Genomic DNA, 18647 nt, shown 5'->3' on the forward strand with positions numbered 1-18647 from the left:
TCAGCGCTCCTGAGTTATTGCACCGAGGTCTGGGGAATATTTCCCGGCATTAGATGCAATCGGCAGAAAACCGTTATCCTTTCGGTCATTTTATGACCGCTGAAGGCAGTCCATTGCGAAATGGCTGCGAATTAGGGTGGTACCACGATAACTCTCGTCCCTTACTATGGAGATAGTATGTGATTCGGGAGTTTTTTTGATGCCCGAAAACCGCAAAGTGTCTCCGCATAAGACTTTTGGTCGTTAGTTTGGTGCATAATGCTATTCCATCCCTTTTCTGCGTCAATGCGTTATCACACTAGTATTTCACACCGCTCTCCTGTACTTTTAGAAGCATTTCAAGTTTTTTCATGTTCTTTATGGAATGTATTTCAGTTTGAAGTACATCCTGTCCATAAAAGAAGTTAACTTTGAGGAGGAAACCAAATGTTTAAAGTGTTAGTATCCGATCCGATCAGTGACCTGGGCATCCAGCAACTGATGGATGCAGACGATGTCACGGTGGACAAGAACACAGGTCTCAGCGAGGATGAATTGGTTCAAATTATTGGTGATTATGACGCGTTACTCGTTCGAAGCCAAACTCGGGTAACCGAACGAATCATGACGGCAGGTAAGAACCTCAAGGTTGTAGGGCGAGCTGGGGTCGGAGTGGACAATATCGACCTTGAAGCAGCAACACAGCGCGGGATTATCGTTATTAACGCTCCTGACGGCAACACGATTACGACATGTGAGCACACTTTTGCGATGATGATGGCTCTAGCACGTCATATTCCACAGGCGTATGCCAAAACCATTGGCGGTACATGGGATCGTAAAACATTCCTCGGTGTCGAACTGCGTAACAAAACACTTGGAGTCCTCGGCATGGGACGTATCGGCAGTGAGGTGGCTAAACGTGCCAAAGCATTTGGCATGAGCATCCTCGGCTATGATCCATTTCTAACGGAAGAACGCGCTGAGAAGCTGGGCATTAAGCTGGCGAGCGTGGACGAAATTATCCGCAACGCAGATTTTATGACCGTACACACACCATTAACACCGGAAACGAAACATATGATTGCTCGTCCACAGTTTGAAGTGATGAAAAAAGGAATGCGCATCATCAACTGTGCCCGGGGCGGAGTTATCGATGAAATGGCTCTTGTTGAAGCCATTGATGAAGGTATCGTTGCCGGTGCAGCCTTTGACGTATTCGAGTCAGAGCCGCCAGCACAGGATCACCCATTCCTGAGTCATCCGAAAATTATCGTCACACCACATCTGGGTGCCTCAACTGTCGAAGCTCAGGAGAATGTAGCTATCGATGTGTCCGAGCAAGTGCTGCATATTTTGCGTGATGAGCCTTTTAAAAATGCGGTCAACATGCCTCCAGTACCATCCAACGTCATGACGCAATTGCAGCCATATTTCTCGCTTGGAGAGAAGCTGGGCAGCTTTGCCGCTCAGATCACGAATCAGGCTGTACGTGAAATTCAGGTAGATTACGCTGGTGATTTGTCCTCTGTGGATACACAGCCGCTGACACGTTATATTTTGAAAGGTGTACTTAGCCGTCATCTGGGCAGCGATGTGAACATTGTAAACTCTGTACATCTGGCCAAAACACGTGACATCCATCTTGTCGTGTCTCAGGCGCCCGCCACCAAGGGATTTACCAACCTGATTACCGTTACACTCAAAACCCAGAGCGGCGAAGAGCAACGTGTATCTGGCACCCTGCTGGCAGGCTATGGCGAACGTATTGTTCGGTTGAACCAGTTCCCAGTAGATGTGGCACCGGAAGCTCATTTCCTGCTCATCTCCCACAATGATAAACCAGGCATTATCGGTCGTGTCGGCACCTTGCTTGGGGAGAACGGCGTCAATATCGCTTCCATGCAAGTAGGGCGTAAAATTGTCGGCGGAGAAGCCATCATGATCTTGACCGTCGATAAAGCCGTGCCTAAAGATGTGCTGGTTCAACTCGTTGGTTTGCCAGAACTAAATACTGCCCAAGAAGTAGTGCTAGATTAGTTCCAGACAGTATTGAGAAGTCCAAGGTTTATAATAAAGAGAGGCGCCTGGCTACCAGGCGTCTTTTTCTTATACCGTTATCTATCATGAGAGCAATTATCTTGAAACAGGATGTTCCACGTTGAACAAGATAAATGTTGATTTTTCAACAAAAAGCACCCTCTTCCGAGGATGCCTGCAAACCGGGGTATATCAGTTGGGGCTTATAAGCCTGTTACAGACCCAGCTTTGTTTTGTTGGAGATCGGCAGCAAAATAGTAAATTCCGTCCCTTCCCCCAATGCGCTGGCAGCAGAGACAGAGCCTCCGTGAGCCTCTACAATATTCTTGACAATAGCAAGCCCCAAACCAGTCCCTTTATCCTCACCACGTACTCTGGCCTTATCTGCCTTGTAGAAGCGGTCGAAAATATAAGGTAGATCCTCGCTGGCAATGCCTACACCTTCATCCTTAATCCGAATACGGATTAACTCATGCCGTTCTCCCAAAATTCGATCCGCCGCAATAGTAACCTTTTTCCCGCCGGGTGTATGTCTGAATGCATTATCCAGCAAATTGGTCAATACCTGCTCCAGTCGGTCTTCATCTGCCTCAGGCAGCAGCAAACGTTGGCCTTGCTCATGGTAATCGAGTGTCAGTCCCTGTTCCTTCGAACGTACCGTAAATTTACGATGAACACGCTCGATCAGCTCATTCACATCCACTTCCTGTCGGTGCATGTCTGTATGACCAGCCTCCATTCGGGCCAGATCAAGCAGATCTTTGACTAATCTTCCCATGCGTAATGATTCATCATGGATGACCTGTACCAGCTCCTCGGATTCTTCAGGTGAACCCGCCATACCATCCAGCAACGCCTCGCTGTAGCCCTGCATCATAGATAAAGGTGTACGGATTTCATGAGAGACGTTGGCCACAAAATCACTCCGCATCTTCTCAAGCTTCACTTCTTCCGTAATATCTCTAAGCACAGCTACTGCACCGCGGATTGCATTATCCGTATACAGAGGCGCCATCTGCACCGACCAGGAGCCCTTCTTGACATGGATATAGTCTCCGACATCCTCTCCCCTGTCCATAACGGTATGGAACAGAGACTGCAAAGGCTCAGGTACAGAAGCTCCAAACTCCTCCAGATCACGCTCCTGCCACTCCAGCTTTTTCCAGATATCCAACAGACTTTGTGCCGGCGGATTCGTCAAGATGATTTGTCCGCTTCTGTCGAAGGTGATTACTGCATCAGACATGCTTCGCAGTACACTGGATAAATGGTTTTTTTCCTCATTCAGACTGCGGATCGTTGCTTCCAGTTCCGTAGACATATGATTAAAAGTTTTCGCCAGTTCTCCAATTTCATCACTGGTCACCAGCGAAAGCCGAGTATCATACCTTCCCTCACGAATCGCATTCGCCGCCTGAATCAACAGCTGCATAGGCTGTGTGATTTTAGTAAAAAGGAATAGGGCAAAAAAGGTCGTCAATAAAAATCCGACAATGCATGTATAGGTGAACAAATGCTTGATTTCCGTCGATTCATACGCCGCAAAATTTCTGTTGATGTACGGCAATAAAAAAAGCCCTAGAAAAATAAGCACAGAGCCTACAAGACAAATGATGGTGATCCACAGCTTGCCCACCAGCGATCTCCAGAAGTTCACGTTATTTTGGAACCTCCAGCTTATAACCTACGCCCCACACGGTCGTAATCATAGCCGCTGCCTCTGGCGATACCTTATTCAGCTTTTCACGAAGCCGTTTCACATGCGTATCCACAGTGCGCAGATCACCAAAAAATTCGTAATTCCAAACGTCTTTCAGCAGTTCTTCGCGCGAGAAGACTTTATCTGGTGACACCGCCAAATAATGCAACAGCTCGTACTCTTTAGGCGTGAGACTGATTTCAATTCCACCCGCAGTTACCCGGTGCGCATCATGCTCAATGATAAGATTCGGAAAAACAATACTATTGCTTGGTACCGCCTCTTTCGTTAAAAAGGCAGTTTCCGACGAACGGCGTAAAATCGCCTTCACCCGGTAAATGACTTCTCGCGGGCTAAAGGGCTTAACCACATAATCATCGGCTCCGACTTCAAAGCCTTGTACACGGTTCACTTCCTCGCCTTTGGCAGTCAGCATAATCACAGGTGTAGCTTTGGTCTGACGCAGCCGTGTACATACCTCAATTCCATCCATCCCCGGAAGCATTACATCGAGCAAAATAATGCTGTAATCGCTTGCAGTCGCTTTTTGGAGGGCAATCTCACCATCCTCAGCTTCGTCAATTACATATCCTTCTTTTTCCAGATACATCCGCAGAAGGCGGCGAATGCGTTCTTCATCGTCTACAATTAATATGCGGTTGCTTTGTTCTGACATATTCCCAGCCCCTTCGCTAAAAAAAGCATTCTCTCTATTTTACTATTTTCCTGTGCTTGGTCAAACTTTACTCTCATCCAACAGTCTCTTTACACCAAAAAGGCCGGGGTTATGACCCCCGTCCTGTCCGTTTCTTTTTCGTGTTGTCTGATTTGGCAAGTTGAATGAGACGGTTGATTTCGTCCTTAGTTAGGGGTCTGGTCAGACCGCGCTTCAAGTTTTGTAGCAAAAGATCTCCGAAGGCAATCCGCTTGAGTCTGATGACTGGGTGTGAAATGGCCTCAAACATCCGTCTTACCTGGCGATTTCTGCCTTCATAAATGGTAATCTGGATCACAGACTCCTTACCATTCGGATCTACATCTTTATATTCTACCTCGGCTGGTGCAGTAATGCCATCTTCCAGCACGATTCCTTTTTTCAGCTTGTCCAGCTCAGTCCCATGCGGAACGCCTTTGACTGTTGCCACATATGTCTTGGGCACATGATGCTTGGGATGAGTGAGCAGATTGGCGAACTCGCCATCATTGGTAAGCAACAGCAGTCCTTCGGTGTCGTAATCGAGACGTCCTACCGGATATACGCGTTCCTTAACGCCTTTCAGATAGTCTGACACAATTTTACGGCCTTCCGGATCGGAAGCACTCGTAATAACTCCTTTAGGTTTGTTCATCATCAGATAGATTTTTTTCTCGGTTTTGATCGGGCGTCCCTTTACCGTAATCATATCTTGATCAGGGTCTGCCTTCGTTCCCAGTTCAGTTACGACAACCCCGTTCACTTCCACGCTGCCCGCCTGAATAAGCTCCTCACATTTACGTCTGGAAGCTACACCAGCTTGGGCCAATATTTTCTGCAATCTTTCCATGTTCGCTAATTCACCTCATGCTAATGATACCCATCCATGAGCAAAATCACAACCCCCGTTCAAAAAACGATACAGAAATTAAAATATAAGCAGGCAAATCGCAATGGCTGCCACAAAACCAACCACATCTGAAAATAGTCCTACCTTCAAAGCATACCGTCCATTGCGGATACCTACCGCACCAAAATATACAGTTAGCACATACAGCGTCGTGTCTGTGCTGCCCTGAATCGTTGAAGCGATCCGACCGATCATGGAATCCGGGCCATAGGTGCGAATTAGATCCGTCGTAAACGCAAGTGAACCAGTGCCCGTCAATGGACGAAGCAAGCCTAAAGGCAATACCTCACCGGGGACGCCCCAGTGCTTAATCCATGGCGTTACCCAGGAGATCAAATAGTCCAAAGCGCCGGATGCTCGAAAAATGCTAATCGCCACCATCATGCCTACGAGATGAGGAATAATGCTGATGGCGGTAGAAAAGCCGTCTTTAGCTCCATCCACAAAAGAATCGTAGACAGGCACCTTTTTGGCATATGCATATAAAGGAATAAAAGCGAGAATAACCGGGATAGCCCAAGTTGATACGAGGTTAATAAAATAAAGCATGCCTCCCTCATCCTTTCCAAGTGGTGTCCCTGCCCTTGGCAGCCTTGATTCCCGTTCGCGGAACGGCAGGTGAAGATACGGACGACGTTGTTGAAGAGGCAGCAGATGTTGATGCTGGTGAGGTGAGTGGCGCCAAGGATGTCTGGGACGGCGGAATCGCTGGAGGACGGCGGCGCAATTCTCGACTACGGTACCAACGGTCCGCCGCAATTGCGGCAAAGGTGGCTATTGCGGTCGCTACCAGTGTTGTACCAACGATTTCTGCCGGATGTGCGGAATGAAAATTAAGCCGTATCGCGATCAACGTCGTAGGAATAAGCGTAATACTGGCTGTATTCAGGGCGAGCAGCGTACACATGGCTGGTGTGGCGGTTTGCTTATCTGGATTGAGCGTCTGCAACTCTTGCATCGCCTTGATTCCCATCGGTGTGGCTGCATTCCCCAGACCCAGCAGATTGGCGCTCATATTGGACAAAATGTAACCCATAGCGGGATGATTACGCGGAACATCAGGGAAGAGAAAGGCAACCAAAGGAGAAAGCAGCTTGGATATTTTCTGTAAGAGCCCGCCATCTTCAGCCAGCCTCATCATGCCCATCCAAAACACCAGCACACTTATCAGTCCAAAGCACACTGTAACCCCCGTAGTTGCCCCGTCAAAAGCCGCTTTCGTCACCACCTCAATATTTCCCTGCGCGGCAGCAAATACAAATCCAATACAAATCAAAGCCACCCATATGAGATGAATCATGGCTGATTCCTCCTTTACCCAATGATGTGACACGTGCAGCTCTATTTCCTGCTTGCCCTAGGCTCCAAACAAATTTTTAAGAATTTCGTTCCATCTGCTCGTCCAACCTCGTTGCTGAGTATTGTTCGCAGGATCTTGTGCAGTTGGAGCCTCCTGCTGTGGCCGTACGGTACTTTGAGCTGGCAGCTTACTCCCTTTTTCATACACAGGAACGGAACCAATAAGTTCACCATCCAATAGGAATTCGACCCGTCCTCGTAAGCCAAAAGATATGTCCGCTCTGTCTACAGAGGCGGAATTTTTATACAACACTAGTCTTTTGTGCAACTGGGTCTTCTCACTATCATGTAAAGGATATGCAAAGCTTGTACCTGTTAATAGTGGGTAACCATCGATAGGTTGCTGCTTGTCTGTAATCGGAATGAGCGGATAATATCGAAATCCGTAATCAAGCATATGGGCATGATCGTTCCAATCGTCCCCGTCATTCAAGGTAACAGCAGCGAGCTGGCGACCGTCCCGTGTGGCTGAACTGACCAGACAGCGAAATGCTTTTTTGGTAAAGCCTGTTTTCACCCCGTCAGCTCCCTCATACAGCCGCAGCATTTTGTTTTTGTTGTGCCATGAGTAGTCCCAAGAATCGTTGGGATTCGGTGCTTTTTTCAGTTCTGTTTTTACGATACGGGCAAAAGTTGGATTATGCAGCGCATAAGCAGTAAGCCGGGCCATATCATTGGCTGAGGAATAATGTCCCTCGGCATCCAGCCCGTGCGGATTAGCAAAATGTGTATGGCTTAGCCCAAGCTGAACCGCCTTGTCATTCATCAAATGGACAAATCCCTCTTCTGTCCCCCCCACATGCTCAGCAATGGCAGAAGCGGCATCATTACCAGAACGGAGCATTAAGCCGTACAGCATATTTTCCAGCGACATTTGTTCACCCATTTGCAGAAAAAGCGAGGAACCTTCTTTTGCATACGCCGTTGGACTCACCTTTACCCGGTCCTGCAAGCTTCCATGTTCAATGGCCACGATCGCTGTCATAATTTTGGTCAGGCTGGCAATACGTAGCTCCCGGTCACCCTCGGTAGAATAAATGATTCTTCCTGATGTGACATCAATTAAAGAAGCAGCCTGTGCATGGGTTCCTAATGCGGGCGGTGCTGCTTCTGTTTTTATCGCTCCCCGAACGGGCTGCGGACTTAGCAACGTAAGCGGCAATGACGAAATAAGCAGAAGTACCAGCGGCAAAACAAATGCGCGTGCCTTATTCAAGAAATGGCTGTGGTCCGCGTGGATGTGTTGCTTTTTTTTAAACATTTGGATTCCTCCGGTTTTGAGCAAGTCTTGTACCATTCTATGTCCAAGCTGTTCAAAGTATGTCCACCTTTATAACAGAAAATTCCTTTACAGGACAGCCATTAGCTGCTCCTTTTTCGCTTTCTTTCTACACAAACTAAGCAACATCCCTCCCTGAATACATATATATTAGTTACTAAACGTTAAATATGGATCGAGGGGTTATAACATGCAGCGACTACAGTTTGAAATGATTTTAAGATCACGGATTGTAGAGTCCGCAGAAGCATTACACCGTAGTGGTGTATCCTTTGCCACATTTTCTACCGCACGTTGCAACCAGCAATTTTGGGATTTAACGGAAAAAGGTGGCTTTCAGATCAAAGCAGGTGTCACACCAGCACAGGGGATCAGAGATATCTTTTTAAACGGTCATCAATACGCTTTTGAATGTGCAACAGCTATGGTTATTGTGCTGTACAAAGGAGTGCTGGATTCCATTTTGGAAAGTGAGTTTAATCGGATTTTTGCAGATATGCTGTTGTATGACTGGCACTATGACAGCGACCTCAGACTCATACAGCAGCAAGGAAGTCATAAAGCGGCTCCCGGCGATATTCTGTATTTCAACAATCCGGATGTGTCGTCTGAAACATTGGAATGGAAAGGAGAAAATGTCGTTAAGCTGAAGGAAGACTTGTTTTATGGACATGGGATTGGCATCTTGCCGGCGAAGGGTATTATCGATTCCCTGAATCAACATCGTCGACCGGAAGCCACGGTATCTGCTTATTTGACGGATGAAGTGATCTATCCGGACTTCATCTACCTATCCCAGTTTGCTGCCGAAGGAAATCGAAAAAATGAAATCTCGCTGCATACTTTGTATCAACAGGAATACAGTCACCATATACATGCTGTCATTGGGGGAAGGCAGTATATTCGGGGATAGGGCCAAGTACAAGCAGAAAAGAAGGTATTCCTTAGCCTATACTCGGCTTTGGGATACCTTCCTGAGAGAACGCTTTTAATTTCAATAACTTTTACAAGTAAGCCGGGCCAGAATTACTGTGATCCGTAGCAACATCTACAGGTACCTGTGGGGGTGGAGTCTGCAAGTTGCCGCCTGCGTTCTGGAAGATAGACTGAACCTTATCAATCAGGTATGGCGTGGAGTCAATGAGCTTCTCAATCAGATGCGTTTGATTGTCCAATGGAACGATTTGTGCCCCCTGTTTGCCAACAACCAGAAAAGCAATGGGATGAATAGATACACCACCACCGCTACCGCCTCCAAAAGGATGCCCTTCCTTCCCGCTATGATTACCCGACGCCGAGGAAGTATGAAGTGCCTCTTCGTCTACGTTAAAATCACTTCCTCCGGCAGCGAAACCAAATCCTACCTTACTGATTGGCAAAATAACGGAACCATCGGGTGTTTCCACTGCGTCTCCTACAATCGTATTCACATCTACCATGGCTTTGATGTTTTCCATTGCGGTTTGCATGAGCCCTTGAATCGGGTGATCTGACATGATTTATTCCTCCTCTGCTTATCTCAAGCGTAGACTGCCTTTTCTTTCGCTATTGTGCGCAGGGGTTCAAGGAAATATGTATGTCATTCGATAGTTCAGAAAGGATTGAGTTTCACCTCTCTCCACAGTTTATCTTTCACTGTTAGCTTGAACATCCTCGGTTTTTTTGGAAAAAACCCGTTTCCACGCCTCCGGTCCACCCGGAACGCGCCATATGCGGTAAGCTAACATGAGCATAGAGAAAATCAAATAACCAAGCGACATATTTGCTTCACAGGTCAAGGTGGTAGTAAAACGCAAGCGATCCACCCAATAGGGCACGACAAACAGCTTCGGGATACAGTCCACACGTACAAAGCTGGTAGCAAAACCGATCAAGGTCGTTTTCAATCCCCATAAAATACCGGTTGAGGTAGCTGTATAAGCCGCATCAGCAAGACTTATATTGGTAGACCATTCCATTTTGGACAACGTCACATGCGCCAAGGTATGTCGCAACCATCGATGTAAGGATTTCGTTCCCTTGAGCAAAACCCGTATATCATGTATAAATTGCTTTATTTTTTCTGTATCAATATTTCCGCTATCCACGGAAGCATCCGTTTTATGTATGTTTTTATTGCGGTCAAGCCGATAGAGAAGCCCTTTTTTTAAACCTGTTATGAGAATGGCCGGAATATCGTAATTCATTTTAATCATCCCGTATAGAAATCTGATCTCTAGATGCGCCCGATCATCATTGTCATGTTTGGCAATATCCAGCTTCAACCGAATACGAGAGAGCAGAATAGCCAGCACAAGTAATATAACGACGATGATGGCGATACTGATCCATTTCCACACTGGCGAGTCCTCCCTACCTTTTTGCTATAGATATCATGGCAAAAATAGTATGACCGTTCGCCGGAAAATCATGCATCTTAAAATACCAACAGCCAGCCCCCAACTATGTGAGGACTGGCTGTCTGTTTGAGCTTTACATAAGTGAGCCGCAAGATCCGGAGCAACTTTATTGGGATTCAAGATCTAGATCGTTGGCCGCAGGCTGGCTGCTCTCCAGACGCTCGAACAATAATTGAGTCTCTTCCTCCAAATTGTCCGAATCCTCGAACAACTCCGGTTGCGGTAGATCTGCCAAAGAGCCCAGACCGAAATAATCCAAAAATGATTTCGTCGTTCCGTACAATATTGGCCGTCCGATGGCTTCAGCTCGACCTTTCTCTTCAATGAGCTCCTTGTTGACCAGTGTATGTATGGCCCGCTCGGATTTGACACCCCGAATCTCTTCGATTTCAACTCTTGTAATGGGCTGGCGGTAGGCAACAATGGCCAGCGTCTCCAAAGCAGCTTGAGACAGTGAGGCACGTGCCGGAGAGTATGCGAGCTTTTCAAAGTAAGGTGCATGTTCGGATAAAGTTGCAAGCTGATAATGACCGGCAATACGGACAAGTTGCAAGCCCCTTCCCCCCTGCTCCATGTCCTGCTTCATATCTTCCAGGCACTGTTCAACCAGCTCTTGCTGCTGCTCTACAATGTCGGCGATCTGCTTGGTGGACAACCCTTCCTCTCCTGCGAGAAACAGCAGTCCCTCAATAATTGATTTCAGCTTCAGATAATCCATTAACCCGTAAATCCCCTCTCCACTCCATTACAATATCATCGAAAAGCTTCTCCTGATAACAGAAAATTTGTTTCATTTTCATCAGTTCAAGGATAGCCAAAAAGGTCACAACCACCTCATGCCGATACATATCCTCATGCATCAGCTTGGAGAACAGTAGCCGTCCTCCGTTCCCCAGCATCTCTAACGCCCCGATAACTTGCCGGATACGGTCCTTAACTGAAATTTCGTCTCGATGAACACGGGTTACCGTCGTACGTCGTTCTGCTTTGCGCAAAGCACGCTGAAAGGCCGCGACCAAATCGCTTGCATGCAGCCCATGCACCGGATTTGCGGGTTCAGTGGGCAGGAATGCGCTTAGATCTTCTGGCTCCTTGCCATAAATTAGACTCCGCTCCCACTCACGTTCACTTAGATGGCGAGCAATCCCTTTATATTTACGATACTCCACCAGCTTGCGGACCAGTTCCTCACGTGGATCATAATCCTCTTCCTCATAAAAATCCAAATCGTCATATTCCATCACAGGTGGCTTGGGAAGCAACAATTTACTCTTAATAGATAAGAGCGTCGCCGCCATCACCAGAAACTCGCTCGTAATGTCCAGTTCCAGCTCCTGCATACTGTGCAAAAAAGCCATATACTGATCAGTAATATCGCTAATCGGGATATCCTGAATGTCGATCTCGGCTTTATCAATCAGATGCAACAGTAGATCCAGCGGACCCTCGAATGTTTCCAGCTTGTAGTTTACGACTGTCAATGTGCTTCCCCCTGCCTTACTCCAATCATCATTCAACAATACCTTTCCCTATAGCACTTATGCTCTACGTTATCAATCCCTCTTTCTGTAGTATATACGTCATCGCCTTGCTTAACAATCCAATCCCTTTTCACCTTGCAGTTTATACCGTTCTATTCAGCTATTCCTATAATTAAAATTGCTTGCCGAGATTGGCCATTTCAATCGCAGCCAATGCAGAATCCCAACCTTTATTACCAGCCTTCGTACCTGCTCGTTCAATAGCCTGTTCAATGTTTTCTGTCGTCACTACCCCAAAAATAACGGGTACTCCCGTTTTCAGACTGCTTGCTGCCACACCCTTGGCCACTTCATTGCAGACGATATCATAATGTGAAGTAGAACCACGGATGACCGTACCCAGCGTAATTACGGCATCATATTTGCCGCTTGCAGCCATTTTTTGTGCAATCAGTGAAATTTCAAATGCACCCGGAACCCAGGCTACATCAATTTCATCTTCCTGCGCACCATGTCGTTGAAGGGCGTCAATTGCGCCGCTTAACAGCTTGCTCGTAATAAACTCATTAAATCTGCCCACCACAATACCATATTTTAAACCGTTCGATACGAGATTACCTTCTAGAAAACGTGCCATGTTTAATCAACCTCTCTTAGTTTAATTATTTAGGGACTTCGGATAATACTTCAGATTTACTTGGAACCGAGATGTATTTTTACAATGACAAACGACGACGGTAGGCCACCAAATGCTGAATACTGATCAGCTTCAATTGATGTCGCTTGGCGACCACTGCCAGATCAGGCAGGCGGGCCATTGAGCCATCTTCCTTTATAATTTCGCAAATGACCCCAGCAGGCTTGAAGCCACTGAGTCGGGCCAGATCAACAGCCGCTTCAGTGTGACCAGCACGCTGCAAGACACCACCATCGCGAGCAATCAGCGGGAACATGTGACCAGGCTTGCGGAAATCACTTCCTGTGACTGCTTCGTCTGCCAAGGCGCGTACAGTCAAGGAGCGCTCGGCCGCTGAAATACCCGTTGTTGTCTCCATATGATCTACCGATACCGTAAAGGCAGTACCATGGAAATCTGTATTTTGCTCTACCATAGGATGCAATTCCAAAGCTTCGGCTCTTTGTCGTGTGATTGGCACACAGACCAACCCGCGACCTTCTGTAATCATGAAATTAATGACCTCAGGCGACGCTTTTTCAGCCAAAGCGATAAAATCGCCTTCATTTTCGCGCTGTTCATCATCCACTACAATAACGACTTTACCGTTTTTTAAATCCTCCAACGCTTCTTCGATGGAATCCAAACGAATCTCTTCGTCATGTTCCAACTCGCCATGCTCCATGACGTTTGCCATTGCACTTGTTTGGCTACCTCTATCCATAACACTTTCCTCCTTATGTCTTGTGCCACGAATGCTCCTAAACAGGCTTACCATTCAATATCAGGCAAAGCCGTGTTTCGCCAAATAGTCCAAACTGAGAGGAGCTTTTTCTACTCTCTCCGCCTCCGCTGCACCTCTGTAATTTAAAAGCTGTTCTACATATTTGCCCAAAATATCACATTCGATATTGACGGTATCCCCCTCACGTTTGGCTTGTAAGGCCGTTTCGGATAAAGTGTGGGGAATAATGGATACGGCAAAGGTATCTCCCGTACGCTGTGCGACTGTGAGGCTGATACCATCAATTGTGATTGACCCTTTGGGTAGAATATATTTAAATAATGTTTGATTTTTAGGCTCAACTTCGAACACAACTGCATTCTGGTCTGATGTCACCCCTCGAATCGTTCCCGTCCCGTCCACATGTCCTTGCACGATGTGTCCTCCGAACCTTCCACTCGCCGTCATCGCTCGCTCCAGATTGACTCTGCTGCCGGATCTCAACTCTTTCAGATTAGTGCTGCGAAAGGTTTCCGGCATCACATCAACCTTAAAGTCTTTCGAACCAATCCGTATCGCCGTCAGGCAAACGCCATTCACCGAGACACTGTCTCCTATTTTCAAATCGCCCAACACCACGGAACCCGAAATCCCCAACACCATCGCTTCACCGCTTTTGGAAATAGTTTGAATGCGACCCACTTCCTCAACTAATCCGGTAAACATGCCTTCACTCCTTTCCACTACATTTCAGTTTATCCCTAATTCATCAGCTATAAGCGCAAAAAACCCCCAGTTCGGATTCAATCCGTCATGGGGGTGATGAGAGTCACATTTGTAGTATACAAGCGCAGTTCATATGCATCTTAAGACGACATGAAATCATAGGTTTGCCAATAGAAAGCATGACTGAGGATACAACCAAATACGCTCAGAACACCCATCAAAAAGAAAGCTTAAGCAAGCTATCGCCCGATGCTGTCCTACAACGAAATAAGCCGTACGCACAATTGGGTATGCTAAAAATCGGCACATGTCACGTCATGCACATGCGCTTCGTATCCTTCTCCCATCCAGACTATACTGTCGGTCCCGGATTTGCACCAGGTCCACCTTCTGCCGATCATTCAGCATCCGGGTCACGGACTAAGCCATGCTGTTTCTCACAAAAACGATCCACAAACATGTCATCACCGCCGGTGGGGAATTTCGCCCCGCCCCGAAGGATCTTGCTCTTATTTAATTGAATTAACATTAAACTTGTTACGTATATTAGCACCGACTTCTAAAAAAAGCAAGTTATCTAATAGAAGCGCCTGCTTTGGTTTTGACATATTGGCTGGAGAGTTCTTCAAACCAGGTTTTATCATTCATATGAAGCGCCAAGTCAATCAGATCGGCCAGCTCCTCGACTCCCAACTCTGTTGCATGATCAAAGGTAATTACGGCTGAAGCAACAGGTCCCCGCCCTTCCTCAGAACATGCTTCATAATCCAGTCGTACATCAACATGTCCGTCAATAAACTCGCATTTCAGAAAATAAATAATTTCGCACATTAAAATGGGGCGTACCTGTGTTTCTAACACGCAATCCATCACCTTGGCAGAATAGTGCTGGTTCGTCAGTGTGAATTTGTGTTCTGTCGCTGCCAGCGATGCCCGTCCAAAATCGTCCGTAAATTTTAGTTCTACTGGCTTGATGTTCATAACCTTAGGGATCTGCTTCTTTATAATTTCGATTATTTCAACTGTATTCAGCTTAATCATTACCTGCACCTCATTGCATCTTAAAATTCAGAAGAAAACTTTTTAACGTGCCTCTTATAGGCCTCCACTCCTATATCGGAAATCATTACCTGTTTTTTTATGCTTCAACCCATAAACGACAAAAAAGATTCTTTGCGCAATAAGCGCAAAGAATCTTGATCGAACCACTACAGTAACAGCGGCTAACAATGCTAATCGATGATTATGCAAAAAACAGAATTATAGCTCTGAAATTTCATGTTTCTTTTTCAGGGTAGTCCAGCGACGCTCAATCTCCTGCTCAAAGGTAGCCAGCGTAGCCTCTTCCTTGAGAAGATGCTTCGTTTTACCCATTAATTTCAACCATTCTGCAGCTGGAATCCGTTTTCCCTTGTCTTCCGGATTATACGTAATCGTCGTACTGCCTTGCTCTATTTCGTACAAAGGAAAGAAACAGGACTCGACTGCGGCGCCCACAATGCTGGTGCCCAGTCTGTCTTCGGATTTCCAATTCAGCGGGCAGGCGCACAGGATCTTACCATAGGCCGTACCCACGTTGTTCGCATACCATTGAGCTTTGGCTGCTTTACGCAGCATATCCTGCGGATGACTTTCAGCTGCTGTAAAAGCATACGGAATGTTACAAGCAGCCATGATTTGCACGGTATCCTTGTGATGCCCTTGCTTTCCTTTTTGCATTTTCCCTACACCCGACGTACTGGTCATGTGACCGAGCGGAGTGGAGTACGATTGCTGTGAACCTGTATTCATGTACCCTTCGTTATCATATTCCAACATGATCAGCTTATGATTACGCAGAGCCGCACCAATCGCAGAACCCATACCAATATCCATCCCACCGTCACCACTGATCATGATAAAGGTCGGATCGTCCGACATCTCAATTTCATTGCGGCGCTTCATTTCCATATAAGCTTCCAGCGCTCCCGAAAGTGTAGCGGCCCCGTTTTGAAAAAGATTGTGGATCATCGGTTGTTTGTGTGATGTATATGGATACCCTGTCGTCGTCACATATACGCAGCCTGTCTGGAACAGCACGACAATATCCCCTTCAATACCTTTGAAAAACAGTTCCAGCGCAGACAATGCCCCACATCCTGGGCAAGCCCCGTGACCTGGTGTAAGACGGCGTGGTTTGGTCGTCAACGATCGCAGGGGTGGTACCTTGACTTTGAGCTTCCCGGTCGCCTCGTCCGGCGTAACCTGAATCAGACCCGTACGGTATGCATTGCCACGTGGCGGTTGCATAACTTGCGGCATCACCTTGTCCGGTGAACCCGGATTAATTCCGTAATAATCAAAGGGCTTCTCGGCTCGTCCGGCCTCTGCCGCCTCAATCGCAAGCTGGAAGAACGCCTCTGCATCTTCCGCATAAAAATCCTTGCCGCCCAAGCCAAATATACGACTCAACACGAGTGTCCGGTTCAGCGGGTCCTCCTGCAAGGCCGCTTTAATTTCATGCGTTAAATTACCGCCGTCTGCCCCATACGAATCTGCACGTTCACCTACCAGCAGCGCCTTGACATCGCGTAATGCTTCCCGCAGTTGTGCGGCTGGGAACGGTCGGATGATATTCGGACGTATCACACCAGCTTTAATCCCGCGCGCGCGGAGTTGATCCGCCACATCCTTGGCCGATTCAGCCGCCGAATTCAACAGGAATACCGCGACCTCAGCATCCTCCATATGATACAGATCCAAAATCGGGTATTCCCGACCGGATAAAGCGGCATATTCTGCTGCTACCTGCTCATATACTCCTTCTGACAGCTTCAGTGCTTCGGATAGCTGAACATGATTATTCGTCAGGTCATCACCGTTCATATGCGCACCCACGGTAACAGGATGATCAAAATCCGTAATATTCGGATAATTCAAGTTCGGGTTAGGACCTACAAAACCGCGCACGGTCTCAGCATCGGCAAAATATTGCACTTTACGTTTTTGATGGGACGTATAAAAACCGTCATATGCGACCATTACAGGCAGCCGAACATCGCTATGCTCTGCGATTTTTAGTGCCATGATGTTCATATCATACACAGCCTGTGGTGTACTTGCCGTCAAAATGACCCAGCCTGTATTCAAACCATAGTACAGGTCCGAATGATCCCCGCGAATATCCAGGGGACCACTAACAGCTCGTGTCACCAGATTCATAACCATTGGAAAACGGGTACCTGACTGAACAGGTAACTGCTCCAGCATGTACAGGAAACCTTGCGAACTAGTGGCGTTCACAACCCTCGCTCCCGCTGCGGCAGCTCCATAACAAATCCCTGCCGATCCGTGTTCTCCGTCTGCTGCAACCAGCTTAATATTATGCTGACCTCTCGTTCTCATCTGATCCAGATACTGCGCTACCTCGGTAGATGGAGTAATCGGGAAATATCCCATCATATGATAATTAATCTGCGCAGCCGCCGTAGCTGCCATTTCATTACCGGATTCGAACGTTGTCACTTGCGCGGCGCCTGTCTGTTTGAGTTCTTCCTCCAGTTTTGCCATTACGCACGCCCTCCTTCATATGCCGGAAATTGGTGGGCAACTCGATTCTGTTCCGCCCATCCCCATTGTTCGCGACGCGAGCTTAATGCCCCCGACGGGCAAATATCTACACATTTCAGACATCCTTTGCAATACTGGTAATCAATTCCTTGCAAAAATGGCATCATTCTTCCGCGTTTGTCTGCTTGCTCTTCCCATACAAAACAGTAATCCGGGCAAATCGAATCACACTTGGCACAATGGGTACATTTATCAGCTTCATATTCAGGCACATACCCCTGACGTGAACCACTAACATCTCTCGTCATGCTGTTTCCCTGAGTTGCAATAACGCCCCCCAGTAGTTGGGTTTCGTATCCCAGCAATGGCTGCGGACGTTCAAAAACCCGATCCTCTGCGTCATCAGTAACTGGATATACGTGCAGTTCCATTTCATCATAACCACGGTTAAACGTACGCAGATTAGGTTCCACTAACAGTGGATTTTTCTTTTCAAAGGTACTGCGAATAACCGATCTCATCGCTTCCGGGTCCAGGAAATCACAGACACGGAACAAGGCACCGAGCATGGACGTATTTAGTTTGGTTCGCTCTTCCAGTGCGATGCCCATCGCATCCACCACCGCTAATGTACCAGATACCAGTCCCAAATCAGCCCGTATTTCTTCTGCTGGACGCGTGGAATTAACCACTACAATCCCATCCGCTGGCAGTCCGCTGATTACATTTACCGTTTTGTATAACGTTTCATGGAAAATGCCTACCACATGCGGTTGCTCAATCGGACTGTGATCCCGAATATCGACCTCCGGCTCACAGAAGCGGACGAAGCTTTTAACCGGAGTTCCCTTTTTTTCCGAACCGTAGGACGAAAAATTTGAAGCATTCAGCCCCAGACCAAGCACCCCGGTTTCGGCCAACATTTTTCCAGCCAGATTAGCGCCGAGTCCACCAATGGATTCCAGCCGGATTTCAAAAAATCCGAGTCGATTTGTGCGCGTTAAAATAGACAATGTGATAAGCCCCCTTCTTTTCCAATCCTTACTGAGTTTGAATACTCATATAAAATAAATGGAAAATGCATTCTTATGAGAAGGCTATCACAACACTTACTTTTCGAATGTGATCTTAC

At 47.1% G+C, this 18647-nt stretch carries 18 protein-coding genes, 1 riboswitch and 1 other annotated feature (1 of these 20 running past the window's edge); of the genes, 2 read left to right on the forward strand and 16 right to left on the reverse strand.

The window, feature by feature from the left end; translation table 11 throughout:
* Positions 1-165 (forward strand) — a binding site (T-box leader) (it extends 85 nt beyond the left edge of the window).
* A gap of 261 nt (positions 166-426) precedes the next feature.
* Positions 427-2019, forward strand: coding sequence for a phosphoglycerate dehydrogenase (gene serA / locus NLX82_RS02430; protein WP_028540623.1), 1593 nt, complete (start codon positions 427-429; stop codon positions 2017-2019).
* A 214-nt stretch (positions 2020-2233) separates the two neighbouring features.
* On the opposite strand, the gene NLX82_RS02435 is transcribed toward serA, so the two are convergent.
* From NLX82_RS02435 to NLX82_RS02460, 6 genes are all read right to left on the reverse strand, one after another.
* Positions 2234-3676: an ATP-binding protein gene (locus tag NLX82_RS02435; protein WP_023989196.1), complete on the reverse strand. Its 1443-nt coding sequence runs from the start codon at positions 3674-3676 to the stop codon at positions 2234-2236.
* Position 3677: 1 nt separating this feature from the next.
* Positions 3678-4394 carry a response regulator transcription factor gene (locus tag NLX82_RS02440; RefSeq protein ID WP_013310758.1) on the reverse strand — a complete coding sequence of 239 codons (717 nt, stop codon included), beginning with the start codon at positions 4392-4394 and terminating at the stop codon, positions 3678-3680.
* Positions 4395-4503: 109 nt separating this feature from the next.
* The gene (locus NLX82_RS02445) at positions 4504-5262 is read right to left on the reverse strand and encodes a pseudouridine synthase (RefSeq protein WP_023989197.1); all 759 of its coding nucleotides are present in this window, start codon (positions 5260-5262) and stop codon (positions 4504-4506) included.
* Positions 5263-5340: 78 nt separating this feature from the next.
* Positions 5341-5871 (reverse strand): spore maturation protein, encoded by a 531-nt coding sequence (locus tag NLX82_RS02450; RefSeq protein ID WP_023989198.1) that lies wholly within the window; start codon positions 5869-5871, stop codon positions 5341-5343.
* A gap of 7 nt (positions 5872-5878) precedes the next feature.
* Positions 5879-6622: a nucleoside recognition domain-containing protein gene (locus tag NLX82_RS02455; protein ID WP_023989199.1), complete on the reverse strand. Its 744-nt coding sequence runs from the start codon at positions 6620-6622 to the stop codon at positions 5879-5881.
* A 57-nt stretch (positions 6623-6679) separates the two neighbouring features.
* Positions 6680-7942 carry a D-alanyl-D-alanine carboxypeptidase family protein gene (locus tag NLX82_RS02460; protein ID WP_076295281.1) on the reverse strand — a complete coding sequence of 421 codons (1263 nt, stop codon included), beginning with the start codon at positions 7940-7942 and terminating at the stop codon, positions 6680-6682.
* A 208-nt stretch (positions 7943-8150) separates the two neighbouring features.
* On the opposite strand from NLX82_RS02460, the gene NLX82_RS02465 reads away from it, so the two are divergent.
* Complete coding sequence (locus NLX82_RS02465; protein ID WP_053325680.1) at positions 8151-8873, forward strand: protein-glutamine gamma-glutamyltransferase; 723 nt, start codon at positions 8151-8153, stop codon at positions 8871-8873.
* Between the two features lie 91 nt (positions 8874-8964).
* Here NLX82_RS02465 and ytfJ read toward each other — a convergent pair whose 3' ends face one another.
* The 10 genes from ytfJ to NLX82_RS02515 all read right to left on the reverse strand — a co-directional run bounded on the left by ytfJ (position 8965) and on the right by NLX82_RS02515 (position 18528).
* Positions 8965-9456 carry a GerW family sporulation protein gene (ytfJ, locus tag NLX82_RS02470; RefSeq protein WP_023989202.1) on the reverse strand — a complete coding sequence of 164 codons (492 nt, stop codon included), beginning with the start codon at positions 9454-9456 and terminating at the stop codon, positions 8965-8967.
* Between the two features lie 129 nt (positions 9457-9585).
* On the reverse strand, positions 9586-10299 hold the full coding sequence (locus tag NLX82_RS02475; protein WP_071558547.1) for a DUF2953 domain-containing protein: 714 nt from the start codon (positions 10297-10299) through the stop codon (positions 9586-9588).
* Positions 10300-10465: 166 nt separating this feature from the next.
* Positions 10466-11077 carry an SMC-Scp complex subunit ScpB gene (gene scpB / locus NLX82_RS02480; RefSeq protein WP_013310766.1) on the reverse strand — a complete coding sequence of 204 codons (612 nt, stop codon included), beginning with the start codon at positions 11075-11077 and terminating at the stop codon, positions 10466-10468.
* The gene (locus tag NLX82_RS02485; protein ID WP_034095057.1) at positions 11046-11840 is read right to left on the reverse strand and encodes a segregation and condensation protein A; all 795 of its coding nucleotides are present in this window, start codon (positions 11838-11840) and stop codon (positions 11046-11048) included. The genes scpB and NLX82_RS02485 overlap by 32 nt, the downstream gene beginning before the upstream one ends.
* A 172-nt stretch (positions 11841-12012) precedes the next feature.
* On the reverse strand, positions 12013-12477 hold the full coding sequence (gene ribH / locus NLX82_RS02490) for a 6,7-dimethyl-8-ribityllumazine synthase (RefSeq protein ID WP_023989205.1): 465 nt from the start codon (positions 12475-12477) through the stop codon (positions 12013-12015).
* A 79-nt stretch (positions 12478-12556) separates the two neighbouring features.
* Positions 12557-13240, reverse strand: a complete 684-nt coding sequence (gene ribB / locus NLX82_RS02495) for a 3,4-dihydroxy-2-butanone-4-phosphate synthase (protein WP_023989206.1) — start codon at positions 13238-13240, stop codon at positions 12557-12559.
* A gap of 60 nt (positions 13241-13300) precedes the next feature.
* Positions 13301-13966, reverse strand: coding sequence for a riboflavin synthase (gene ribE / locus NLX82_RS02500; protein ID WP_071558546.1), 666 nt, complete (start codon positions 13964-13966; stop codon positions 13301-13303).
* A 331-nt stretch (positions 13967-14297) separates the two neighbouring features.
* Positions 14298-14471, reverse strand: a riboswitch (FMN riboswitch).
* A gap of 68 nt (positions 14472-14539) precedes the next feature.
* On the reverse strand, positions 14540-15007 hold the full coding sequence (locus tag NLX82_RS02505; RefSeq protein ID WP_013310772.1) for an IDEAL domain-containing protein: 468 nt from the start codon (positions 15005-15007) through the stop codon (positions 14540-14542).
* Between the two features lie 219 nt (positions 15008-15226).
* Positions 15227-17515, reverse strand: coding sequence for a thiamine pyrophosphate-dependent enzyme (locus tag NLX82_RS02510; RefSeq protein WP_028540618.1), 2289 nt, complete (start codon positions 17513-17515; stop codon positions 15227-15229).
* Positions 17515-18528 (reverse strand): 2-oxoacid:acceptor oxidoreductase family protein, encoded by a 1014-nt coding sequence (locus NLX82_RS02515; protein ID WP_023989209.1) that lies wholly within the window; start codon positions 18526-18528, stop codon positions 17515-17517. Before NLX82_RS02515 ends, NLX82_RS02510 begins: the two co-directional genes overlap by 1 nt.
* Positions 18529-18647: the final 119 nt, after the last annotated feature.

Origin of the sequence: Paenibacillus sp. A3M_27_13, assembly GCF_024213315.1 — a bacterium.
GTDB lineage: Bacteria > Bacillota > Bacilli > Paenibacillales > Paenibacillaceae > Paenibacillus > Paenibacillus polymyxa_B.